Here is a 24,919-nt window from a genome sequence, read left to right as displayed (position 1 = left end):
TAAGTTATTTAGCTACCACATACTTTAACTCGTTCTTCTAACAACCCGATTAACCCTCTCAATCTCCCCAAACGGATCCTTCCACCAATTCCGACTCCAAATCCTCTCAATCTTCCATCCTTTCGCTTCTAAAAACCGTTGCCTATAAATATCCCGCTCTCTAGCTGCAGGCGAACTATGATACATTGCCCCATCACATTCAATACCTAATACATACTTGCTCGGATCATTGGGGTCGACTACTGCTAAATCAATTCGATAACCGGACATACCCACTTGTGTATCAACGGTGTAACCAATTTCTGTTAGTTTTTCATATACTTCTTCTTCAAATGGGGAATCAAATTGCAGGCTACTTTCTTGTTTTACTGTATTAACTTCCCCGCTTAGATTCGTCAACGTGGCTTCAATAGAGTCCTTTTTCAAATCCGAAACAGCTTGTGCATATTCCATATATGCTTTTAACAGTTTCGGTCCAATATTTTTAGCATTGGTGACATTCAGTTCATGTGGCTCAATACTTGCGACTAAATGAATCTCTTGCTTAGCACGGGTTACCGCCACATTCAAACGGTTTTCTCCGCCTTCTTGACCAAGCGTGCCAAAGCGCTTATAGACTTTTCCTTCTTTATTTTTGGCATAGGCAATCGAGAAAATGATGATGTCTCGTTCATCACCTTGGACATTTTCAATATTTTTCACAAAAATTTGTTCATCTAAGTCACGACTCATTACCTGATCATAGATCACAGCAAACTCGGCATCTTCTTCACTAAAACGATCGATCGCATCTTCAATGGCCGCTTGTTGTTTCGCATTAAAGGTAATAATACCAATCGTTTTCGATGCATCTTCGATTAATTTTTGCTTCAGCAGTTTCACAACGTCTTCTGCTTCCACGGTATTTTGCTGGTTGATCCAGCGTCCACTGGATTCGTGCCATTGAATTGCTGCTGGGTCTTGCAGGTGATTGACGTTTGGTGCAATCTGCATATGGCCATGATAAAAAGCGTGGTTAGAGAAATTAATTAACTCTTCTGATTTCGAGCGGTAATGCCATTCCAATAAGCTGCTTGGCAATATCCGTTTCGCTAAGTTGAGCAAGCTCTGTGATTCTTCAAATTCTTCTTGTTCCTCATCTTCATCTGATTCGACAGATCCTTTAAAAAGGGAAGAAGGTGGAAGCTGTTGTTCATCCCCCGCTACGACCACTTTATTACCTCTGTAAATTGATGGTATGCCGTTTTCGACGGTACACTGTGAAGCTTCATCAAAAATGACAAGATCAAATATTTTTTCTTCTAATGGAAAAATAGCAGAAGCGATCTCAGGTGATACTAACCAGACCGGGATCACATCTAGTAATCCTTTTAAAGCAAATTCGTTTACTAAACGACGAACTGGCCAGAGTTGGCGTTTTTTCCCTGTTTGATAAATCATATCTTTTACTGCTTTCGGATTGTTTGCTTTCACTTCTGCAATCATTTGATACATTTGATTCTGCAGTAAATCAATTGTCAGACTTTGCTTTTTCTGTAATAATTCTTTTAGCTCGTCTGTTAGATGCTCGAAGGTGCCAGTTCCAATCATGGCAATCTCCGGATACTTCCTTTCAATTTGATCGATCCAGTGAATATATGCCGATTGTTTGGCCACTTCAGCCCATTCTTCTGCTAGATTACTACTGTCTGTTAGATTGCGTTCGATTAACCGATCGATTATCTGCTGTACTTCTTTGGCACTTTGATCATACAAGCGATCCATCTCACGTAACTCATCAAAGAATTCCTTGATATAGGTCTGTTTCTTTTTTAATACTTCTAAAGGGATGTCCCCTTTTGACATACGAGTTTTTAGCGTTTTGATCGAATCTGCTGATAAATAGGGATCCAATGCTTCTAATTGCTTAAACAATCCTTCTGTTGCCTGTGATAAGTCATAAAGAATCGTTAAGCTTTCTTGTAATTTCGGCCATTCTTTTGATGATAAGCCACTGAATTTTTCGCCATCCAGTAACTCTTCGATGATCGTTTTACCGGTGAAAGTGGTCCATAGCCACAATCGTAATTTTTGCAGTGTCTTTTTGTCCTCTGTGTTCAAGTCATCATATATTTTTTCTAGCTTTTTATCGATCTGACGACTATATGCAGGGGTAATATCCTCATCATTGAAATGCTCTAAATGCTCAATGCTTTGTTCGGATTCCTTTATGGCATTTTCCAGAATTTCGATCAATTGAATCCGATCCTTTATCTCCATATCTGAAAAAGATTTGCGATCAGCTACAGGATTGTCCTTTCCAAATGTCGCATAATAGCTGCCATAGGTACTGACTTTTCGTAAAACGTCTGCTAGATTTTGTTTATCTAGCTCTTCCAGGATACCTTCTAACGGGATCATTTTATCTTGTTCTTTCGCTGTTTTACTTAATCCATATAAATCATACGCTCTGTATCCATGAGGCTGTACTTCAAATAACGCTTTTGCGGTTTGATCCAGTTTATCTTCTGTATTAATAATTTTTTGAGACAATTGATCAAATGCTTGCTGGAGATCTTGGTAGGAATGATCTCTGTTCAATTGCACATTCAATTTTTGATAAAAGGTTTTGCGATCGTTCTTCTCATCGTGCAGTAATGCTACATTTGACGACAGTTGGAGTGCATCTAAACGTTGATAGACGACATCCAACGCCGCCCGCTTCTGGGTAACAAGCATCACCCGCTGCCCTTTTGCGATCGCATTAGAAATCATATTGACGATCACTTGTGACTTCCCTGTTCCTGGTGGGCCGTGAACAACCATGCCTTTTTCATGATCAAGTGCGTCCAATATTTTCTCTTGAGAGGCATCGGTATCCAGTACATAATGTTTATTTTTCTCTTGTGCGAGTTTTTCCTGATAGGTTTGATCGTTTTTCGTTGGGAGGTTATCTATCTTCTCATCCGTTTCCTGGACATTGAGATCCAGAAATTCGCTTACCACTCCTAAATCGCCTTCACCTTGCTCGAGCATTTCAACAAACTTTTCATAGTCACTTAAAATAGCCGAATTTCCTTGTGGAAAATGGCCAACTACTGCTTGCTGATTGAGACGGAATGCGCCTTTAGAAAAGGTGGGGATCGTATCTCTTGTATACTCTTCGATGGACTCTAATTGCTCAGATGTGTTGGCTGTTATCGTAAAATCATGATCAGCCAACCATTGGCTCCATTCTTCGATATTGATCGATGTTGCCTTTGTTTCTGCTTCTTCAAACAAAGACTCAGGCACATGAATATTACTTAATTTTTGTAATGCGAGGAATAATGTTCGATTTAATTGTGGCGCTTGATCGTTTATTGGTTCGACATGCCATTCTACACCATTTCGCTTTTTTCTTTCGAGACGAACTGGATATAAAAATAATGGCGCTCTGACATAGGTACCATCCGACATAGCGCCTTCGATCATTGGGTATCCCAGATAGAGATCATACAGACCTGTTTCCTCTTCAATCGAACGGATATTTCGAAAAAGCGTCGTTAACTTTCTAGAGAGTGCTAGTTCTACTTGGTTATCCGCCTTTTCTTTGACAAACAGCTTCGATTTGTTGTCTGTGAGCGCCTTCAATATTTCGATTGGATCTTTTTCTATTTTTGCTAGCTCAGCTAGATCGAATGTCCATTTATTATATAATTTCAGTAAACGTATTGACCGATTGCTTCTGCTTATGTCGTTTAACCTGTCACTTAACGTTTGTAATTTATGCTTCATTAGCTACCACCCATTTTTTAACATGTTAGATGGTGCTATTATACTATAGTTGGTGGAGGGAAGAAAGATGTTGGGAAATAGGAAATTCAAAATTAGTTCTAAAGGTATATTGTTAATAGTTGATCTCACTTTCGCATTTAATGAAACAAAGATTTTTGATCTTTTCTTCATTCAATATATTAGTCTTTCACCCTTATTGCTAGTACATAGCTATACAAAAACAAAGAAAAAATTCACAGAATAATTACGTATGTTATCACAGTGACTGGACATAATAGTTAATGATTTTCTATAAATCATTAATTAACTATAACTAGCATATTATTAACTAAAGAGTTATAATGGAGGTGAAAGAGGTGAAAATGATGACTGCGACGATATTTGAAGAAACAGAAAAAGACATTGAGAATGCTTACGAGTCACAAAGCAAATCAAAGATTGAAAAAGAAACAAGTTATGTCTTAAGCCAAATTATTGTCATCATGTTAGGGACTTTCAAGAATCGGTTAAAGGAAATCACTTTTGATACGACCTACCTTCATTTCAATGAGCAATACATTTTATCAGACCAAAATCGTTCTACATTACTGAAATGGTTAAAACGATTGATGGTGCTTAGTCAACCAACCAGTGATTTAGAATTTGGGAAACTAAAGTTAGATTTAGAAGAATGGTATTATCAAATTAGTAGTCAGGATATTAGCTTCGAATATCGGGATGACTATTTGATCAAACCAAAACAAGCAGCAGAACTTTTAGGTGTATCTAACGTAACCCTGAACAAATACATGAAACAGGGGTTTGAACACATAGATACGTCTTCTCATAATAAAATCCCCAAACATGCAGTAGATCTTTGGAAGGATCCTGTTTACTGCATTAAAATGCAATACCTGTACCAAGAGAAGAAGCGTTTACGTCAAACACCCGAAGAACGTTTAAGTGAAGTTCATGAAGAACAATTGCAATACAAAAAGAAATACAAGACTCCTAGTATCGAAAAAGCCTTTGAAGGAATGAATATTGATGCGATGGATGATCCCTCTGATTATTATGAATGGCGGGATTTACTTGAAGAGGAAGAGGAGTTAACCAAGCTAATTATAGGAGAGAAGAATAGTGAGTAGTAGTGAGTCGGAAAAAATTCTTCTCCCTGCTAACATCCCAGAAATATTAGAGAAATACGGTAACTTATTATACAATTATCCTCAGCTGGCAACAAAGGATTCAATATATGGTAATTATAAACGAACAAATAGCAAGTTATCGGTACTGTTTCCGCTAAAAGAACACCCCGTACACGGGAAGACAGGATTACATGCAACTGAAAAATATAGAACCGGCTTTGTTGTTGAGTATCATTACCAATGGAAAATTATTATTCCAAAAATGGGCAAGTTGTATCATCATATTTCTGCTTGGGAAAATGAACCTCACGATGCATCTTGGACTCCAGAAAAATACAAAATTAATTCCGAACCACATCACCATCATCATGTACCTGGTGACAGAGAGCAACGAAAAGAAAATTGGGACATTTTAACCTTAGATGATGCCTTTTCTTTCGTTGCTCGTTATATACATAGCGGTGAAGAGTATAAGCAGTAGAGGATTCCGGTTAATCAAAAAAAGCACTCAGCCAAGCTAATCAGACACACCTTATACTCAAATGGTCGAAATAACATAAAAAATAGTAACCATTATTACTATCATAGCAAAACCGATACCCATAATTATGCCCACCAAATTTGATTTCCAAGTGTAGCCTTTTAAATCTGTTACTGAATTTGAACGATCAATTTTACGAATATGAAAAAATAGACTGATATTTACTATCACAAAGAGAAAAAAAGTCATGGCTAGCATAAAGATCAAATCTGGTTGCAACGTAGAATCTGTTGCGTCGCGATATAAATAATATTGCAGAAATATAATGCCACTTAATATCAAGTTCCAAATATTATTCATCCGCAGTTGTTTCTTCCACTCTTTCCCCATTTTATGCTTCTCATAATAAGCGACTTGTTCGAAAATAGGGATCCATGATTTTGTTGACTCACCTTTTGCTAATCTAAGAACTGATTGAACCAAAAGGATAATACCAAGGCCTAAAAAGAATTGTGAAAATGTAATATCAATTAAACGGATCAATAAGATAAAGGTTACTAAGATTGACACTATCAGACCATTCATTACGAGAAATTGAGTCTTTCTCATTTTCCTTAGTTCGCTGCTCTCCATTTAATCCCTCCCAACGAGAAGTTGGTATTTTTTAATAAAGCTACAGAATCATTATATGTCCTACTACTTATACGATTAAAATCCTTCAAAAGTTACACAACCGCGTTATATATGTGATGATAGGTAAATACAAAAAAGTAAAATCCTCTTTTCAAAGCAATATTATCGATTACACAGCACATACCTTTAAATAATTCCAATTATGTATGAATCTTACTTAATGTAAAATATCCTGATTCCTCTCTCTTCTCCATTTCCAAATAATAACTACCAATGAGAGAATTAAGATTAAAATGTATAAGACGGGGGCGATAAACTGTGGCTGGTTTATTAAAAGCGCCGCTCCAAGTAAAGCACCATCCATAACAAGAAAGCAAATGATGAAGAAAATAGGCAGTTGAATGCCAATAAGAGAGATGTAATTTTTGGATATACTTGATACAAAGATCGCCATTAGTGCCGAGGATAACGCCAACACATATGTCAGCACAATGGTGATGATGATCAATTGCAGAAAAGATAAGTCATACCAATACACATTCCCCATAAAGGAATTGATTCCATTATCCAAAAATATACCAATTTTATTTGTAGAATACATACTATAATAAATCACTATCTGAATCGTGGTAATTAAGAAAGTCGAAAGCAGTCCTGCAACTATCTTCCATTTAAATAAGCTTCTTCCCACTTTCGACGTATACTGCAAGCTGACCATATTATTCTTATCGTCTTTGATAAAAATCGGTGAAATCATAAAAACAACACTCACCAGGATTGTAATCATAATATACTTGCTAATTTCAATGAAGTTATATTCAACGGGATAAGCAGGAAAAATAGAATTGATCATACCAGAATCAATTACTTCTTGAATTCTCTGCTCCTGATTATGCGAAGGCGATTCGAGCATATTGTCATACCGATAGCTTTCTTCTACGAATTCGATGATTTGTTTCCTTTCTGGAATTTCCCAGAATAAATCAATTTCATCTTCGAACATTATTTCACTACTCAACTCATCAAAAGAACTGTTTACACCTTGATCCATTTCTTGGAACTCTTTGAATGAGGAAATTCCCATTTCAGATAATACCTGATTTGCCTGAATCCATTCGTCTGCCTTCTTTAACTCCTGTTGATATACTACTTTAAAATCCGCAAATTCTTGTTGATCCAATTCATGACCATATTTTTCTATCATTTCAACTCCTATATGGTAAATGTCTGTCGCTGGCCGTCCGTTTTGAAAATCTGATACATAATAATCAATAAAAAAATAATACATAAGCAAGTTAATCAGAACAAATATCAGTAGCATTACTGGGTGAAATATTTTTTTCATCTCCTGTAATAAAATCCGCAAGTTCTCTCAGCTCCTTTACTTAAGATCACATTTTCTAAAGCTTCTTTCACAAAACGCAGTAGCTAATAGTAAAATCACAAACCATACCGTTACTGTGATTACTTCAAAATAAGCTGTAAATGTCAGCGGATTGTACATAAACCATAAAAACGAGTTCAACACAAGATGAACAGGTGTGAAGAAACCTAGAACAAAAGCAATGTTGTCACTTGGAATTAGTCCTTGAAGCGCAATGATCACCCCAAAGAGACAAAGGAAAAGAAAGAAAACGAGATAGCTATTGTGTATCCATCTAGCTAAAATAACCGTCATTAAAGTAAAAAGAATGATTAGTAGATAAGCTAATACTATAGCAGCAATCAAATATTCAAGAAAAGATAAATTCCACCAAGACATAAACCACCAATTCCCAGCATTAAAATAACTGCTAATCGGTACATTCCAAAAACTCTGGTAAGAAAACACACTGAAATAAGCTGATAGGCCAATACCTAATAATAAAGTCAACATACCGACATTTGTAATTAACGAAGCCCAGAGCTTATCTACCCACAATTTCCTTCCTCTCCTCGAGCTATAAGTGAGCAAATGGGTTCTTCTATCAAACTCGAAATTCATGACATACGCGGTCACAAGCACTGTCAGGATAAGACTTTCGAACAAAAATGATTTAAACATCGTTTTAAAAAGGAGCAGATGCGTCGCAAATAGACTTTGTGCAGGGAAAAGGTGCTTATATTCTTTGTTTTTTAGTACATCTGAATAGCGCTCATTGAATTTGTCATATTGACTTCTGATCAGTTCGGCCGCTGACCCTCTGATCCCATACTTTTTTATTTCAGCCTCAGCAATTTTAACAGGATCAATCTCATAAAAGCTTTCGTCTACATGAAAACTGGTAAAGTAGTACATCTCAAGTAATACAGTGTTGGAGAAAAGTTCTAACTCTTTTTCAGTAAATGCATCTTCTGTATAAAAAGAGTTATCCAAATAGAATTCATTCATATCCTGATAAGTTTTCGACAACACTTTAGATGTGATCCCATTCACTTTTTCCATTTGAAATTTATAATCATTTTCCATCAAGCTGACCATCTCATCATTGATTACTGTGCCATAGCTTTCAGCCATTCGATTTACTTCACGTAAATCTTCCTTTATATAGGCATTCTCATACATCTGGAAAAAATTAAAGACAATAAAAAGGATTAAAAGCGTTAGGATGACGGGTGAAACGATCGCTTTGCGAATTTCACACAATAAAATCCTCATCCAATTTGTCCTATACCCTCATCTTGATACTGATAAAGGAATACATCTTCTAAGGTTGGCGTCACTCGCTTCCATCCTGCATCGGAATCTTTTTCTGCAATAAAACGGATGTTCATCACACCATTTTCTTGTCTTTCTGAAAGAGATAAATATTCTCTTCGGAAACGTTCAACCCGTTCAAAATCCACCTCTGTTTGATAGACCTTACCATCAAGTTGGTGACAAATGGTATGAATACTGTCTTTATAGAGAATACGTTCATTTTTTATCATGATGATTTGATTGGCAATCGACTCCACATCTGAGACAATATGTGTGGATAAAACCACAATTCGATCCCGTGCCAAATCAGATAATAAATTTCTGAAACGAACCCGTTCTTTTGGATCAAGACCCGCTGTTGGTTCATCAAGAATCAAAATTTTCGGGTCATTTAGCATCGCCTGAGCAATTCCCACCCTTTGAATCATTCCACCAGAAAACTTTCCCATCTTTTTTTTGATGGCACCTTCTAAGGCAACTAACTTGAGTAGATCTGGTATTTTTTCATTCGCATCTTTTTTGGAAATTCCTTTTAGTGCCGCTAAGTATTGTAAATATTGAAAAGGATTATAGTTTTTATAGAAGCCAAATTGCTGTGGGAGATAGCCAATCAAATCGCGATATTTCTCTCCCATACTGTAGACATCTTGGCCATTATATACAATTTCTCCTTTTGTCGGATGTAGCAAAGTTGTCAGCATTTTAATTAAAGTAGTTTTTCCTGCGCCGTTTGGTGCAAGTAAACCGTATACTCCGTTTGAGAACTCAAGCTGAATATCCTGTAGCACGGAAAAATCTCCAAATTTTTTACTTACACCATTAACCGTTAACATAGTGAATAACTCCTCTCCTTTTATGCAGTAAGATGAATTCTTTTAACTTTTTCACATAAAGATAGGGTGTCAATATAATAATGATCCCGTATAAATACCACGGTATCGCTACTAACAACTGGTGATAAAATGCTGAATCAATCATCAAAAGTAAAACATTAATCCCCATCCAACCCATCATCACTGCCAATTTAGTAAACATAGTTTTTAAATTCGTTAATACATATAAAAACAACAAGGAAAACAGCAGTAATGAGGTGGTTGATATCATGAACGCTTGGACAAAATGAATAGATGAAAATTTCACGGCCATTGATAGCACCCAAATAGTATTTAACAGAAAACAAAACACACTGAATACTAGCATACGAAAAGCAGCTAATTGATATAGGTTATATTTACTCGTCATCTCCACTTCAAATGTGCCATTAGTTTTACTATTAAAAAAAGGCAATAGTGAAAGCAGACCATAAAGGATCGGTGAAATACACATGATCATCCCATAAAAGCTTGATGTTGAATTAGGTCGTTCGTGACCATTTACGACAATCGATACCATCAAAATTACCATCATCGTTATCACTATAGCTATTTCCTTTGTATCCCTTAACAAAAAGCGGATGCCTATTTGTTTATACATATTCTGTAGGAGCTTGTGAAATGGTGCTGGTACCATCACACCTTTTGCCACGATTGTTTTTATTTCTTGTTCGACTTTATCTATATCCAGAAAGGGTTTCTGCTCCTTATCGTGCATCTTCATCCGCCTCCTTCACTACTTTCCTTACAAACTTCAAACTACGATAATATTTGGTTTTCACAGTAGATTCTGGTATGTGTAAGGACGCAGCGATTTCTTGGAAAGTATATTCTGCAAACAACTTCAAACGAAAAATCTGTTGTAGCGATGTCTCCAAGCCATTGACAACATCCATAACAGCCTTCAATTCTTCCTTGTGTAAAAGTGTTATCGTAAAATCATCCTCATCTCCAAATTCGATATCATCAATATCACTTGAAAGATTTTGGACTCTATAATATTTCGATCGAAAATAATCCACCACTTTATAAGTGGCAATCTTATATAACCACGTTCGAAAGGAAGCTCTCTTTCCTTCGAACTGATGTAGCGCCTGGAGCATATTAATAAAAATATCCTGCGTTAAATCGAGAGATTGTTCTTGATCAAGAGTCTGTCTAAAAACAAAATGATAGATTTCGTGGTAATAGTTAGACACAAGCTCATTAGCAGCTGCCTCGCTTCCCCTCTTATTAATTTTTTGAATCAGCTTAAGATCTCGCTCCATACTTCACCACTCTATTTCTGTAATCTATTGTGTAAGCTTATATTTATATATTCGTAAAACAATCAGCAATAGTTTTGCTTTTTTTGAAGTTTTTTTAAAAAGATAAAAAAACGAAAAGCTTACTCCTTAAAAGTATCTGCTTTCCGGTTTCCGTTTAATTCCATTACATATCTTTAAACAAAAAACGAAATGAATGTTCTTTGTTCACTTCAACAATCATCTGATGCATTTGATTTTACAGTAAATCAATCTTCAGGCTTTGCTTTTTTTGTAATAACTTTTTTAGCTCGTCAGTAAGATGCTCGAAGGTATACGTTCCTGTGATGGGGATTTATGGATACTTCCTTCAATTTGACCGATCTAATGAATAGCCCATTTTTATGCTAAATTACGATTGTCTGTTAGATTGAGGTTCACTTAACGTTTGTAATTTGTGCTTCATAAGTTAACATCCATTTTTTAACATATAAGATGGTGCTATTATACTATAACAGGTTGGGAGGATAAAGGTAACGGAGGGATACTGTTTGGAAAGTTAAAATGAAACAATAATTAAGTCGTACAGACGGCCACATCCATTATAATAAAAAACGTTAGAATATTGATTTATCAACATTCTAACGCAAATTGTATTCATTATATGAACTAGAACACTATTCGTTAAAAATAGCTTCGTATTGTTGTTAACACTTTCTGAATATCTTGTTCATGCAATTTTCCTATTTTAAATAGTAATTCTTCAAAATGAACTGTGTTAATTTTTGAACATCTAACAACAGAAGGTTTTGCTAATCCCGCTTCCTCCCAATATTCAATCTCCACATCAAATTCATTTCTTGACTGTTGACTTGTAACTGTCGCTATTAGATGATCTAATTCCACTATGACATTATCATTACTTACAATTACAGCTGGTCTTCTTTTTCCATTTAATTCAATCGTTCAAATCTCTCCGCGTTTACCTTTTTTACTCATCTTCTTTACCCCAAAACATTTCCGCTTTCTCCTTGATAATTTGTTCTTTTGGAGGTCTGCTATCAAAATAATTGTCAAATAACTTATTCAGTAATTTAATTCGTTCACCATTATCCATTTCTTTTATTGCTTTCATGATCTCTTCAGCAGTCATTATTAACCACCTCATTTAATATTAGATCTATTGACATCAATTATACTTTAGCAAAACAGAAAAATAAACGACAATGAAAAGTGAAAATAAGTCAATTATATAAGGGTAAAATTATATTAACTAAATTCAATATCATTTTTTTATTTTAAACTAGTATGACCCAAGAGCAAAAGAAAATTAAAAACCGCCATTCCGTACTAATATATTGTTTATAAATATATGTATCAATTTTCCGTTATTATGATATTGTATAAGTTATAATAGAATTAATACTATTTGATTATAATCAAAGAAGGGCTAATACACAAAACATGCCAAAACTTAACTTACAACCATCCGAATACCTATACACATACACGCACGCTCTCGAAGAAAGCTCTCTCTGTGCATTAGAGCAAAGAGCGCTCTTCGGACGGGAATCAGATAACATAATAAAAAGTACAACAAACATCGATCCAAGCAGGAGTCCGTTTATTAAGGGAAAACTCTCGATTCTCTTTTCCGGCAAATCTGTTCAGGCAATTGATGAACAGGTTGACCAACTCGAGCTTAGAGATCAAACCTTTAAGGTACTTTTCGTAAAAATTAATGACCTTTCCAATGAACAGAAAATAGAATTTGGAGAACAGCGAAATATTGAAAGTGAGCTTGGCTGGAAGATCATCGGAAAGGCTCAGATGAAAAATCCTGATCTTCTTTTCGGTATTGTACCATTTGAAGGACAGTGGTACTTCGGCACATATCAGGAAAGTGAACCTGTATGGCTGCATCATGTAAAGAAACCTCAAGAATACTCAACAGCAATAAGCACACGTTTGGCGAGAGCCATAGTAAATATAGCAGTTCCAGACCCATCAGGTCTCCGCGTCATCGATCCTTGCTGTGGAATAGGTACCGTACTTGTCGAAGCACTCTCGATGGGGATTCAGATTGTCGGCTCTGATCGCAATCCGATCGTAGTAAAAGGAGCTAGAGAAAATATCACATATTTTAACTATAACGGGGTAGTGGAAGTAAAAGATATTGCCGATGTAGAAAGCCCTTATGATGTGGCGATCATAGATATGCCTTACAATCTTTATTCTCCGGCTACACCGGAAGAGCAGTACGCAATAATCAAGCATGCGAAAAGAATAGCAGATAGAGTGGTCATTCTTACAATCGAAAACTTGGATGAGATGATTTTGAAGGCTGGATTTACGATAGTTGATCGATGTGTTGCCAATAAGGGGAAAAAGGGGCTTTTTTCAAGGCAGGTAATTGTTTGTGAATAATCGGAAAAGTGAGATAGCATACGCCAGCCCTTTTCTGGTGGCGATTCATCTCCATACTCGCTCAGGCTCCTTTAAGTAGGAGTCTTCTCACCTAAAAGCTATGAATAAGCATAGTCATTCATCTTTAAAAAAACTAGAAAATCACCTCAACCGTCTAGTCTTTATTTTGTACCTGTGGGACAGAAAACCTGTCCCCATGTCCATTCCTTATGTTTTAATTAAGGCTTTTTGTGATCCCTTGCCATAAGTTTGCTGAAAACCCTCCAAGCAACTAAATTTTTACGTCACGCGGAAAATTCATTAAATAGTTTATTCCGGAGGATGATTTCTTCCTCACTTCCAGTAGTTTTCAACCTTATAATCGGAATATTATACTTCCGTAATATAGTATCCTTCATTTCATCTCGTTTTAGCTGCTTAGGATTATTTGCATGGAAAGCATGTCCATCCACTTCAACAACTAGTACTGGCATTTTATCCATTTTATTAAAGATAACAAAATCAGTATGCGTTAAAATATTCATAGCATATTTTCGTTCTTTTTCGGTAAGCTTTTCTGTATCTTTGATTAGCATTCGTAAGGGGTGATGCAGGACATAGTCAAGGCTTTGAAACGATTCGTCATCCAAAACTTTCTCAATCACATTATTCATTAAATTTTCCGAGATATGTGCAGAAACTTTTTTGCTCTTTTTGATAACTTCAAATAATTTATCTGTATAGCTACTATATAGAAGATCAAAAACCGAGCGTATTTGACTATCCTTTATCTCAAAATTATTGTATTTAATATATCTTATTAAATCTCCAATATTCGTTCCATGCCATTCTTCACTACTTTCAGCAACTACTATGATTAACTTTTTTACCGCACGTGAAACTGCTACATTAATAAGATTAGGATTATCCGCAAAATCATTGGGGTTCATTTGATTTGAAACGGTCGACAATATAATAATGTCTTTTTCTCTCCCCTGGTACTTATGAACTGTATCAGATTCGATATCCACTATACCTGTAGCCTTTTGAATCTCATCGGCTTGTAAGCGAAAAGGTGCTATAATCCCAATTGATTCATGATATCCTAGCCTTTTTTGCTCTGGTATTATTTCTTTCGTAATGACATCTATTTGCCTTTGATTCATTGTTCCTCTTGCATGATTACCCTTTACTGTTTTAAATAAGATTAAGGGTTTTTCTTCTATTTGTTCATCCGTTAAAATCACTAGATCATCATTATAGAATTTTTGGTTACAGAAACTTATAATCTTTGGATGACAACGATAATGCTCTTTTAATAACGTCTTAGGCAAATTATCAAATAAATTCTCAATAGAAGATAGTAAACTATGTTCTGCATAGTTGTATGCATTATCAAGTTGATATGACTCAAATATTATAGTAGATTTTTCTTTAATTTCTTCCGTTACTACATTAGGAAGTTGTTTATCGTCACCAACGATGACTGCATTCTTAGCACACGAAAGGGCCAAAGCTCCTGTTACAATATCTACCTGTGAAGCTTCATCAATTAATACATAGTCAAATAAATAATTATTAGCAGCACAATTGCGTAATGAATGAGTTGTACTTAAGATGACAGGATACTCTTTACTAAATGTATCAAAATTTCTCCATAATGCATCAGATGAAAAAGTAAGTCTTTTTCCTCCTGTACCGTACCTTTTGGCCAAGCTTGCCTTAAACAGTTGCATTGAATCTTTACTGAATGCTTTCATTGCACTATCAAAGTCGTAATTTACAAGCTCACTATCCAAAACTCCTATTTCATCTATTAACTCTTTCAATTTCAATTCATAATATACCTTTTGCAAGTAAGAAATAACAATATCTGGTGACTTCTTATATATTTTAAAATTAAAAATACCATATACAAATAGGTTATATAACTTATTCCTTAATCTAATTTGACCTTGCCCAGCTTGTTGCTCATATTCTACTATCAATTGTAATATGTTATCTGCTTTCATTCGATGTAAAGATTTGATTTCAAAATCTAAAAAATTTGTATCTGTATAGTATTTTTCAAAATACGCATTCTCAGTTTTTAACTCAGATAGTTCTTGTTTTAAGGTAGCTTGTCTAGTTTGTTTTTTCAGCATTTTATTTAATTTACCTTGCTCATCTCTTAAATGACTTTTAATCGAATGAAGTTCCGTATCATCTAAAATCCAATCGCTCATATTTGGGTAGCTTCCATTCTGTTCTGAAAAGAATTTATCCTTATTTTCTTTATTACCTAAATAAGCTGCTATGAAATCAATGCCATACTTTTGTAATTTTTCAAGGACATTAGCTGTTGCAGAGTTATTATTAGAAACTATTGCTACCGTTTTATGATTTATAACTGCGTTTGCAATGATATTTAAAATGGTTTGCGTCTTCCCAGTTCCTGGAGGACCTTCAATCATGCTAATTTGGCTAGTCATTGCCTTTTCAGTCGCCATTTTTTGACTTGCATTGAAACCGAATGGATAGATGACTTGTTGTTCTTTCTGCCGTTCATTAATTAGGGTTTTCTTTCCCAGATAAGTAGATAAAACGCTTCGTGGACTAATCAAAGATAGTTTATTATACTGCTTACGTAAAAAGGATACATCTCCATCAAGTTTTACACTAACAGAATTTGCTAGTGTTTTTAGATAATCAAAGCATTTATTTTCTTTTGCATTACTCAATGCTGTTTGCTCTATTACAAGTGCTGAAGCAGGATATGTTTTTTTAAATCCGCTGTTGAAGGTAACCTTTATATAAGTACCGAAATCCAAGATGGTATGAATACCGGAAATTGGCAGGTTATTTTCATATACAATATTGTTATTAGGGTCTAAGATATTTGGATTGCGGAGCCAAATTACATTTTTATCGTTATATGTATATACTTTTTGGTTGTTAAAATACTTGATGTCCCATTTTTCATTATTGTTCTTACAAAAATCAATTTGTTCGGTTTTATCTACATTTTTAATGAGTACTAAATTATGTTCTATATCCATCGCTTTATATACACCTCTTAATGAAAGAAAAATTAACAACCACCAATTACTGGATATATTCTCTAGTATAATCATAAGTTTAGTTCACATATTTTACAAGGCCTTAAACGATAAACAAAGTGATGGACACACTGGCTTCCAGAGTGGAAGGAATACGTAATGGATTACATCGTTTTTAGCTAAGAATACCAGTGATCTTAGACCGATTTCGTCCGTATATAGAACATGCCTTTTTTGACAATTATCGCTATCGTGAGGTTTATTTATATAATCACGCAGCCTTAGCCTTATTGAAGGCAACAGATATCCTGTTTGATGATATCAATACGCAATTAGCAAAGGCCATCGATGAACTTCTTCTCAGTGGCGAAGATATAGATAAAAATAATAAACGGTTAACTGAACTGTTGGAGCTGGGAACTTTATATTATTAGAGACTCTTTAGAAACAGAAAATAATACCCCTGAATAATTCATTTTAAGAATTAACCAGGGGTTACAAAGTAATGATCAATGAAACAATAACATTAGCTTTATAAGGAAGTACTTAGACATTCACCATAATGTCAAAATTATCTCTCTCTTGTAAATAGGAGCTATAGTTTCCATGAACAAAGATATTAACTTTTAACTGTGGCTTTGCATGTTCTCTAATAGTCGATATTGTAGCATGATACTCCCCATCATTATTTAAAACATCGCACATAAAACCGCTATAGAAAGCTGGAATATAGCCTAAATGATAATCAGATTTCACAGCCCGTACCATTACAGCCATAGTATCTTTAGGATTTTCCTTTTCTATTTCAAACTGAACTTCATCACCTTCATGTAGTTCATTTAGCGCTAATTCCCCTTCATAGTAACGCCAGCCCGCTACATAAAAGTCTAAATCAAAATGAGATTGATGACGATGAATGGGAGCAACAAATTCATAAGGATCCGTTCCTAATCTTCCGCCTGTAGCACGTAATAAATCCATTTCAGAATAATCTTCACTTAGCCCAAGTGTTCGCAAAAGATTGGAAAAATCCGGTCTTCTTTTATCGGGTAAACGTCGTGCGAAAGCATCAAATAGCCTATTAGATGTATACTTTTTATAAATATCTCTAAAAGCCAGATGTGGACGATAGCCATCTTCCATCGCCTCTAACAAAGTTCTCCTTTTTCCACTTAATTCATAAGAAAAAGTGTATTTACCTTCCAGACAATATAAGTTACCAATGTGATATCTTTGTCTTGTCTCAACATTCTGCCAAACTAACCATAACACAAATGGTCTTCTTTTCATTGATTTCCCCTCCCACTTAACCTGTTAATTAGCCAATCTCTACGATATAAAATAAGTTTTAGTACCCACTCTTTATATACTTCATTCATAATAGAATTAGGGATATATCTAATATATTCTGAATGTTTGTTTTATTCAGTATCGTAAATTTGGAAATTAAATTCTGTATTTCTTCAGAATAATCCTTTTTAAGTTCGAACAATAACTCTAAGTATTTAGGTTTTTGTTTATTTTGAATCCCAATTAATGAGTAACTACGATTCGTAAATGCTTCAAACATCCGCTCATCCTCTAAAATCTTTGTAAGACGGTCTTGGTTTAGATTAAATCCTAAGGATGCCCCATTATCATATATGGGTGCTAAAACATATTGACCTTTAACCTGAATTATACCCCAATTATCGCAATGTCTATCCTGATTACCAATTAACGCATCAAATACAGGTATAGAAATAAAAGCATTTTCTAATTGAAAATGTGATAACGCTTGGAGAATATGATGAATGTAATAATTATCTAAAGAATACCTGTTAAAGTCATCCACTTCGGATATAATAAGGTCTCCACCTTCATAAAATTCATCAGACCCACTCGTGAATTTCTTAGCAACTACTCCTAGTGTATTATTACGCAAACCAAATTGTACATCCATCATATTTAATCCAATTAATTTACCTATTTCAGAAGCAACTTTTTCTGCCCACGCCTCTCCTGTATTTTTTGTAGGAATTTTAAACATAAATGATTTATTAGAACTTGGTTCAATGATCCAATACTTCTCTCGTGTTCCAGAAATTTGCCGCTTATCATCAACTTTCCAATCACTTACATCTAAAATAGCCATTTAAACGTCCCTTTATTCAATATACTTTTATTAATTATAACAAATAGTAATTGTAAGTTGTACTCTTAATGATTGAATTCTAGGTACATTAACTTTACACGTGCATACGATAATTTTATGAAACTTGTGAAGGGATTGAGAAAAAAATGTATTATGTTCCTGATATGGATGCAAATACACCTATATATAATCAAGGAAGACAGACTGTTAATGATTCCATTCCTAATGAGGGAGGGCGATCAAAAGAATTTAATGACTTTCGACGTTCAAATGGTAGTGGTAATATTTCTTCAAGAGACTATGGACCAAAACCATTTGTGATAGATATTAACGAAGCAACGAAAGATAACGATACGTTTCGTACTGCTTTGTGGACAGGTGAACATTTACAACTTACCTTAATGAGTATCGATGTTGGCGAAGATATCGGCTTGGAGATGCATCCTAATCTTGACCAATTTCTACGGATTGAAGAAGGTCAGGGAAGGGTTCGTATGGGAAAAAATAAAGATAATTTAAACTTTGTAAAAAAGGTAGAAGATGATTCTGTCATCCTTATACCTGCTGGAATGTGGCATAATCTAACCAATACAGGTAATACTCCTATAAAACTTTACTCGATCTACGCTCCACCTAATCATCCATTCGGTACTGTTCATGTTACCAAAGAAGATGCAATGGCTGCGGAGGAAGGCATTGCCAATGGAAATGTATTTGGAAAGACACCGGATGAATGGGTACAGTACACAGAATTTTTAGTTAAGGAAGGGCTAGAGGACGTGAAAAGAGGGATCAATGCTACACACATTCTTCAGGAATTTATTTTAATGGGAGTTCTTGTTGGAAAAGGTTATTCTCCTGAAAGAGCCTATGAAACAGTCGAAGAATGGGAACGTACAGGGGAATCCCAACTACTACAACAAAGTAAAAATATGTAGAGATAGAGTATTGGTATAGTGTCAAGTTGACAATTGAGTGATCAATACAATACCCCTGATTAATGTGAAAAGACTTAATCAGGGGTAACCTTCTGTTTGAATTAGACGCCGATCATTACAATACAACTAAAAATATTTAATCAATCTCTTTTTTGTTTTCACCTCGAACAATCAATCTCTTTATATTGATCATCGCTCTAATATCTCTTCATTAGATTTACCCTTTAGTTGTTCCTCATTCATAGCACCCTCTCCTTTTCTTTTATACTGTTAGACGAAGATAGTGGTGTTTCAGTTCCCTATTTTAAAGAAATACATTATCATATGAATCTACTTCGATAATGAGTTACAATTTAGTTGTAAAATTATAGTATATCGGAAATACTATTTATAGAAGGTTGTTGTTTTAAAAAGTTATAAAATTGGAGGTATTACAAATGGGATTTCTTGATGGTTTAATGGGAAATGCTTCAAATGTAGACACAAAAGAAATTATGAAGGATTATGATCAGTTATTGGTGGAGGGTGAAGAAGTAAAAGCTGCATTTAAAGTCATACGAGACATGTTTATTTTTACAGATAAGCGATTGATCTTAGTGGACAAACAAGGACTAACAGGTAAAAAAACGTCTTTTCATTCGATTATGTATAAAAGCATTTCACATTTCAGTGTGGAAACCGCTGGCACTTTCGACATGGATTCCGAACTAAAAATTTGGATTTCAGGTAACCTTGAACCACTTGTTTCTAAGACTTTTAAAAAAGATAGTAACATATATGAAATCCAGAAAGTTCTGGCTGCTGTTAGTGGATAAATATTTAGTTGACATCCAACTTATGAATAACAGTTTGTCTAGTTTTTTTGTTTTCAATTTCCGTGACCAGATTCATTGTTTATTAATTAAAAATACAGGGTAAAACAAATATATAACCAATTCCAATTGAAAGGATGAACACTATGTCTAAAAGAGCACAGTATCAACCTATAGGAGGAAATGGTGAAGAACCATCAGCAGCGCAAGAGGTTATTTATGCTAAAGAATTTAAGAAAGCAGATATTGCTGGTGGCTATCGAAAGCCAAAAGTAAAAGAAGCAAAAAGGGAAAATCCTGATTTAAAAAGATAAGTCATTTCAAAGCAGCTTTCTTAGCTGCTTTTTTAGCATGTCCATTCTTCTCTACAGTTAATTAATCATGGTGCCGTGTTAAATGAGCTTTCGCTACAGCATATAATATAGTTCCAGCTAGATACAACATGACTATGAACCAACTTGCAATCGCTGAATAATCACCATTAAAAATAAATTCGCTCATTAAATTGACAAATACCATTATTGTCATGACAATATATAAACCTGTTAAATATTTCATTACTGTATCTCTCCTTACATAATTAACTGATTTTTTGCTTGCTTTTTGTTACTCAACAAAATTATAACATAAATTCCCAATTACTATTCCAATTAATAAGAAGACCTGAGAATACTAAAAACCAACACCAGATAAAATGATTACGGTTACTTCACTTAGTTGACGCTTTTTGTACTACGCTATACTATGTAAGTAGATTTAAAATACTGTTTGAGAAAATAACTAATTAAAAGCGAGGGGAACAGCATGGGAATTATAGAAAAAATGCGACTTGATGGCAAAAAGATATTTGTAACTGGTGGTGCTCGCGGTATTGGAAAAAGTGTTTCAATTGCACTTGCTGAAGCAGGCGCTGACTTGGCAATTGTGGACTTAGACATCGAAGAAGCTCAAAAAACCGCAGAAGAAATCGCTAAAAATAATAATGTACAAGCGATTGCGATTAAAGCAGATGTTACCAACCCAGAAGATGTCAATCGTATGATAGATACATTTTTGAACACGTTTGGTAAGTTAGATGCAGCTTTTTGTAATGCGGGGATTTGCATTAATGCTCCTGCCGAAGAGATGACTTTCGAACAATGGAAAAAGGTACTTGATATCAATCTTTCAGGTGTATTTCTAACAGCTCAAGCAGCTGGAAAAGTAATGCTCAAACAAGGTTACGGATCGATTATAAACACGGCCTCGATGTCAGCACATATTGTTAACCAACCTCAGCCGCAATGCTCTTACAATGCATCCAAGGCTGGTGTGATTCAATTAACCAAATCTCTCGCTGTCGAATGGGCAACACGAAATGTACGGGTAAACTCAATCAGCCCTGGATACATGGGGACTGAATTAACGTTAAATTCTCCGGATCTGCAGCCATTGATTGAGCAATGGAGTGAAATGACGCCAACTAAACGAATAGGAAAACCAGAAGAATTGCAATCGATTTGCGTATATCTTGCTGGTGATACGAGCAGTTTTACTACAGGATCTGATTTCGTTATAGACGGTGGTTTCACAAGTATTTAAGAGGCATTCGTCATTTAGCGAGTGCCAAGGATTGCGATTACACTTTAAACATGTACAAACAAACACCTTGCAAATCATTAATTAATCGATTTGCAAGGTGTTTTCTTTTATAGATTCATATATTTTAAAACTACTAATTACTACTATCATCTACTTGTTTAGCATTCCTAGCTAATAGATAATAAGATAAAAAGGCCAAAAAACTTGCTGAGAAGATAATAATTCCCATTGGAATAGCTGTATGTTCGCCTGCTATTCCTACAAGTGGAGCCGTAAATGAACCAAGTAAAAATGGCAGTACACCTAATAAGGCAGATGCACTTCCAGCAATATGTCCCTTCGTTTCCATAGCCAGAGAAAAAGCCGAGGTTGCAATAATACTAATAGATGTAACTAAAAAGAAAATCGGAATAGCAACGGCAATTAATGGTGCATCTAACAGCAATGCTATTAACAGTACAATAGCTGAAGAATTAGAAAGCAGTAAACCGATCTTCAAAAATGTTTTTTCAGAAAGTGCTCCCGAAAATCGACCAACAATCTGGGTTCCCATCATTAAACCAAAACCATTAACTCCAAACAATAAACTAAATACTTGTGGTGATACACCATAAATATTTTGATAAACAAAAGAAATACCCGATACATAAGCGAAAATTCCGGCAATGGTAAAACCTTGTGTGAATGCATAACCCGAAAATTCCCGATCCTTTAATAATGAGCCAAAATTGCTAACAACTTGTTTAAAGTTGCTCGGTATACGTTTTTCAGTTGGTAATGTTTCCTCCAATTTAAACGATACGACGACAGTTAAAGTGAGACCAATGCAAGCCAACACTATAAAAATCACTTGCCAGTTAGCAAAGGTGAGAATTCCAGCACCTATGACCGGCGCAATGATAGGACCAAGATTTCCTACTAGCATTAATAATGCAAAAAATTTCGTAAGTTCCCTTCCACTGTATAAGTCACGAACAATCGCCCTTGATATAACAAGACCACCAGCAGCTGAAAAGCCTTGCATAAAACGAGCGACAATTAATACGTAAATATTAGGAGCAAAAGCACATATTATAGAAGATAATAAATACATAAACAGAAATGTTAGCAGGGGCTTACGCCGTCCTTGCACATCACTCATCGGTCCTATAACTAATTGCCCCAAACCTAACCCTAACAAGCAAGTGGTTAAACTAATTTGTACTAAAGAAGCATTTGTATTGAATTCATCAACAATTGTCGGGAAGGAAGGCAAATATGTATCGATTGTAAAAGGGCCTAAAAGTGCCAGTGACCCCAATAATAAAGCAACTTGTAAACGTTTAGTCTTGGATAGTGTATTCAAAATTACTGTCACCTTTCTAGAAAAGTCTGTTGTGTATTTTGCTATAAAAACGAATAGGCAGAAAAAATGATATTCTTAAGTTAATGAGGACTTTTATACCACTATTAAAGACAGAAAATTACCACACCTTATTTCACTTGAATTAGAAGAATCATTTATACCGCTTTCAATAGTGTATTACTTTAGTAGAATTATTTCACTAATTATGCTTCAATTTTATTTTCGCTGAAATATCTTTGATTTGAAATAAATTATTATTCCAGGTGCTTGAAGAGGGAGTTGACGGAGTGCGAAAACAGAGAACTTTTCCTGACTATTAGTAAATAGTGTTAGTGCTACTCTTAAAACAGTGTGACCGCCATTTAAAATGAAACAGTTTCCGCAAAAATAAATGACATACTTTATTGGAATTTGTCGCCCCCCAAGACATTCGTTAATCATTGTCCAGATTTTATACGATGAAGATAAATAACAAAGAGACAAAATACAAAAACTTTTATTCCGAAAATAAATAAAAATCTATCCAAATACACCTCCATTTAAAATCTCATGTTGTAAAACACCTGACCGTTAGTACAATAACTTCAACAAAAAAAGCGCTTATCCTTCTTGTAGAAAAGCGCTCGTTTGTCTAAGTACACTGTTTCACAATTAAAATAAATTTTGGATTAGAACCTTTATTCCCTCATATATAGCTATTCCTAAAACAACCCCTAAAACCATTGTGATAAAATTCATAGGTTTGGTTTTCATATAAAACCCCCCTTTAATAACTTAATACTATAGGCATATAATCTGTTGCTTCCATAATGTCTACACTTCCACAATTCAAACTAACTTGCTTTTTTAGTAAAAAAAGATTTCATTCGCCTTATTAAAGTAAAGCACCTGATAGTTTTACAATGCACCATTATCTCGATATAAAAACAACGTAGATGCATTTAATAAAATTGTAATAATGACAAGTACCGTTGAAGCAACAGCTACACCGTGCATTTCCGACAGAGCAGACCAATCTTCAATGGTTACCAAATAAAGGTTATAAAAAATTTGTAAACATATTGCGATAGCGCAAGCGCTGAAACTGATAATGGTAAGAGCAATCCATTTCTTACTCATCTGTTTTCTACCTAACGCAAGATTTATAATAGGAATTATCCAAGCTACTAATCCAAGTACCAAACTGCCGATATTAAGCCAACCAGCATCGAACATATTTCATCCCACCTTCATATTTTCTTTCTAATTTTTTCCTCAACAAAATGTACCGATTGCGGAACATAATACAATAACACTCTTCCACTAATCTGCCCGTTAATAAAAGAGAATTTCTATAAATCCACTTAACTCTATTACATCAATAGGACAACTCCTTTTACACTATCGCAACCCATTTATTGAATAGTATTATTTGAATCGTTTTATCTCTTCAAGTAATTCAATAATTCTTTTATTTTGTTTGGATTGTTCTTTCAAAAATCCACAAATTGTCCCCACACCTACCACAATTAATAGTGTGAAAATCCACATATAAATTCCCCCAATACTAAGTGTATTTGCATTATCTCACTATACTTATTTTTAATCCTAGTTTCACTATTCTATTGCTTTAACGAAGTAAAGGCTGTATCCCTTGTTGCAGATAAGCATTCGTTAGTTAAAATACTAAATTGCCGATACACTAATCGTCTTCTTGTTCTTCAAAGGATGACTTATCCTCGTGGAACTTTGTACTGCTTTGACCAGTAATATGGTCATATGGTGTATAACGATTATCAGGTGTTCCCTTACCAGAAAGCATTTTATGAATTCCAAAACTTACTACCAGTATTACAAATATCGAAAAAATTATTGCCACTAAAGACACCACCT

25 protein-coding genes are annotated in these 24,919 nt (G+C 34.8%); 8 read left to right on the top strand and 17 right to left on the bottom strand.

The window, feature by feature from the left end; translation table 11 throughout:
• Window positions 1-24: 24 nt before the first annotated feature.
• Entirely contained in the window at window positions 25-3,756 is a 3,732-nt protein-coding gene (locus tag BN3107_RS03950) for an AAA domain-containing protein (protein ID WP_058306329.1), read from the bottom strand.
• A gap of 356 nt (window positions 3,757-4,112) precedes the next feature.
• On the opposite strand from BN3107_RS03950, the gene BN3107_RS03945 reads away from it, so the two are divergent.
• Both BN3107_RS03945 and BN3107_RS03940 read left to right on the top strand, forming a co-directional pair.
• Window positions 4,113-4,883, top strand: a complete 771-nt coding sequence (locus BN3107_RS03945) for a MerR family transcriptional regulator (protein WP_058306328.1) — start codon at window positions 4,113-4,115, stop codon at window positions 4,881-4,883.
• Complete coding sequence (locus BN3107_RS03940) at window positions 4,876-5,364, top strand: DUF6516 family protein (protein WP_077065046.1); 489 nt, start codon at window positions 4,876-4,878, stop codon at window positions 5,362-5,364. Before BN3107_RS03945 ends, BN3107_RS03940 begins: the two co-directional genes overlap by 8 nt.
• 57 nt (window positions 5,365-5,421) lie before the next feature.
• On the opposite strand, the gene BN3107_RS03935 is transcribed toward BN3107_RS03940, so the two are convergent.
• From BN3107_RS03935 to BN3107_RS19965, 8 genes are all read right to left on the bottom strand, one after another.
• Window positions 5,422-5,997: a hypothetical protein gene (locus BN3107_RS03935; RefSeq protein WP_058306326.1), complete on the bottom strand. Its 576-nt coding sequence runs from the start codon at window positions 5,995-5,997 to the stop codon at window positions 5,422-5,424.
• A gap of 217 nt (window positions 5,998-6,214) precedes the next feature.
• Entirely contained in the window at window positions 6,215-7,363 is a 1,149-nt protein-coding gene (locus BN3107_RS03930) for an ABC transporter permease (RefSeq protein WP_058306325.1), read from the bottom strand.
• A gap of 15 nt (window positions 7,364-7,378) precedes the next feature.
• Entirely contained in the window at window positions 7,379-8,635 is a 1,257-nt protein-coding gene (locus BN3107_RS03925) for a hypothetical protein (protein ID WP_058306324.1), read from the bottom strand.
• Window positions 8,632-9,510 (bottom strand): ABC transporter ATP-binding protein, encoded by an 879-nt coding sequence (locus BN3107_RS03920; RefSeq protein WP_058306323.1) that lies wholly within the window; start codon window positions 9,508-9,510, stop codon window positions 8,632-8,634. The genes BN3107_RS03925 and BN3107_RS03920 overlap by 4 nt, the downstream gene beginning before the upstream one ends.
• Complete coding sequence (locus tag BN3107_RS03915; RefSeq protein WP_058306322.1) at window positions 9,497-10,267, bottom strand: hypothetical protein; 771 nt, start codon at window positions 10,265-10,267, stop codon at window positions 9,497-9,499. The genes BN3107_RS03920 and BN3107_RS03915 overlap by 14 nt, the downstream gene beginning before the upstream one ends.
• Window positions 10,257-10,817: an RNA polymerase sigma factor gene (locus tag BN3107_RS03910; RefSeq protein WP_058306321.1), complete on the bottom strand. Its 561-nt coding sequence runs from the start codon at window positions 10,815-10,817 to the stop codon at window positions 10,257-10,259. Before BN3107_RS03910 ends, BN3107_RS03915 begins: the two co-directional genes overlap by 11 nt.
• Window positions 10,818-11,477: 660 nt before the next feature.
• Entirely contained in the window at window positions 11,478-11,756 is a 279-nt protein-coding gene (locus BN3107_RS03905) for a type II toxin-antitoxin system PemK/MazF family toxin (RefSeq protein ID WP_262359937.1), read from the bottom strand.
• 28 nt (window positions 11,757-11,784) lie between these two features.
• The gene (locus BN3107_RS19965) at window positions 11,785-11,946 is read right to left on the bottom strand and encodes a hypothetical protein (RefSeq protein ID WP_187370993.1); all 162 of its coding nucleotides are present in this window, start codon (window positions 11,944-11,946) and stop codon (window positions 11,785-11,787) included.
• Between the two features lie 311 nt (window positions 11,947-12,257).
• Here BN3107_RS19965 and BN3107_RS03900 point away from each other — a divergent pair, with 311 nt between their 5' ends.
• Window positions 12,258-13,220 carry a TRM11 family SAM-dependent methyltransferase gene (locus BN3107_RS03900; protein WP_058306320.1) on the top strand — a complete coding sequence of 321 codons (963 nt, stop codon included), beginning with the start codon at window positions 12,258-12,260 and terminating at the stop codon, window positions 13,218-13,220.
• Window positions 13,221-13,504: 284 nt separating this feature from the next.
• Here the strand turns inward: BN3107_RS03900 and BN3107_RS03895 are convergent, their stop codons facing one another.
• Window positions 13,505-16,237, bottom strand: coding sequence for an AAA domain-containing protein (locus tag BN3107_RS03895; protein ID WP_058306319.1), 2,733 nt, complete (start codon window positions 16,235-16,237; stop codon window positions 13,505-13,507).
• 191 nt (window positions 16,238-16,428) lie between these two features.
• Here BN3107_RS03895 and BN3107_RS03890 point away from each other — a divergent pair, with 191 nt between their 5' ends.
• Complete coding sequence (locus BN3107_RS03890; protein WP_058306318.1) at window positions 16,429-16,671, top strand: hypothetical protein; 243 nt, start codon at window positions 16,429-16,431, stop codon at window positions 16,669-16,671.
• 112 nt (window positions 16,672-16,783) lie between these two features.
• Here the strand turns inward: BN3107_RS03890 and BN3107_RS03885 are convergent, their stop codons facing one another.
• Window positions 16,784-17,527 (bottom strand): HIRAN domain-containing protein, encoded by a 744-nt coding sequence (locus BN3107_RS03885; RefSeq protein ID WP_058306317.1) that lies wholly within the window; start codon window positions 17,525-17,527, stop codon window positions 16,784-16,786.
• A gap of 85 nt (window positions 17,528-17,612) precedes the next feature.
• Window positions 17,613-18,371: a HipA domain-containing protein gene (locus BN3107_RS03880; protein WP_231735249.1), complete on the bottom strand. Its 759-nt coding sequence runs from the start codon at window positions 18,369-18,371 to the stop codon at window positions 17,613-17,615.
• Between the two features lie 146 nt (window positions 18,372-18,517).
• Here BN3107_RS03880 and BN3107_RS03875 point away from each other — a divergent pair, with 146 nt between their 5' ends.
• The 3 genes from BN3107_RS03875 (at window position 18,518) to BN3107_RS19740 (ending at window position 20,435) form a co-directional block, all read left to right on the top strand.
• Window positions 18,518-19,309, top strand: coding sequence for a cupin domain-containing protein (locus BN3107_RS03875; RefSeq protein WP_058306316.1), 792 nt, complete (start codon window positions 18,518-18,520; stop codon window positions 19,307-19,309).
• A 437-nt stretch (window positions 19,310-19,746) separates the two neighbouring features.
• Window positions 19,747-20,124, top strand: coding sequence for a PH domain-containing protein (locus BN3107_RS03870; RefSeq protein WP_058306315.1), 378 nt, complete (start codon window positions 19,747-19,749; stop codon window positions 20,122-20,124).
• A 143-nt stretch (window positions 20,125-20,267) separates the two neighbouring features.
• Window positions 20,268-20,435, top strand: coding sequence for a YfhE family protein (locus BN3107_RS19740; RefSeq protein ID WP_077065045.1), 168 nt, complete (start codon window positions 20,268-20,270; stop codon window positions 20,433-20,435).
• Window positions 20,436-20,496: 61 nt separating this feature from the next.
• Here the strand turns inward: BN3107_RS19740 and BN3107_RS03865 are convergent, their stop codons facing one another.
• The gene (locus BN3107_RS03865) at window positions 20,497-20,679 is read right to left on the bottom strand and encodes a hypothetical protein (RefSeq protein ID WP_058306314.1); all 183 of its coding nucleotides are present in this window, start codon (window positions 20,677-20,679) and stop codon (window positions 20,497-20,499) included.
• A 246-nt stretch (window positions 20,680-20,925) separates the two neighbouring features.
• Between BN3107_RS03865 and BN3107_RS03860 the strand changes: the two genes are divergently transcribed.
• Window positions 20,926-21,702, top strand: a complete 777-nt coding sequence (locus BN3107_RS03860; RefSeq protein ID WP_058306313.1) for an SDR family oxidoreductase — start codon at window positions 20,926-20,928, stop codon at window positions 21,700-21,702.
• Window positions 21,703-21,835: 133 nt separating this feature from the next.
• Here BN3107_RS03860 and BN3107_RS03855 read toward each other — a convergent pair whose 3' ends face one another.
• The 4 genes from BN3107_RS03855 to BN3107_RS19300 all read right to left on the bottom strand — a co-directional run bounded on the left by BN3107_RS03855 (window position 21,836) and on the right by BN3107_RS19300 (window position 24,905).
• The gene (locus tag BN3107_RS03855; protein WP_058306312.1) at window positions 21,836-23,047 is read right to left on the bottom strand and encodes a multidrug effflux MFS transporter; all 1,212 of its coding nucleotides are present in this window, start codon (window positions 23,045-23,047) and stop codon (window positions 21,836-21,838) included.
• An 897-nt stretch (window positions 23,048-23,944) separates the two neighbouring features.
• Entirely contained in the window at window positions 23,945-24,262 is a 318-nt protein-coding gene (locus BN3107_RS03850) for a hypothetical protein (protein WP_058306311.1), read from the bottom strand.
• Between the two features lie 192 nt (window positions 24,263-24,454).
• Window positions 24,455-24,577, bottom strand: coding sequence for a hypothetical protein (locus tag BN3107_RS20210; protein ID WP_262359931.1), 123 nt, complete (start codon window positions 24,575-24,577; stop codon window positions 24,455-24,457).
• Window positions 24,578-24,728: 151 nt separating this feature from the next.
• Window positions 24,729-24,905, bottom strand: a complete 177-nt coding sequence (locus BN3107_RS19300) for a DUF3951 domain-containing protein (protein ID WP_187370992.1) — start codon at window positions 24,903-24,905, stop codon at window positions 24,729-24,731.
• Window positions 24,906-24,919 lie beyond the last annotated feature (14 nt).

The organism is Gracilibacillus massiliensis, from assembly GCF_001458115.1.
Lineage (GTDB): Bacteria > Bacillota > Bacilli > Bacillales > Amphibacillaceae > Gracilibacillus > Gracilibacillus massiliensis.
The sequence above is the reverse complement of the archived record's forward strand: the minus strand, read 5'-3'. Positions and strand labels throughout refer to the sequence as shown.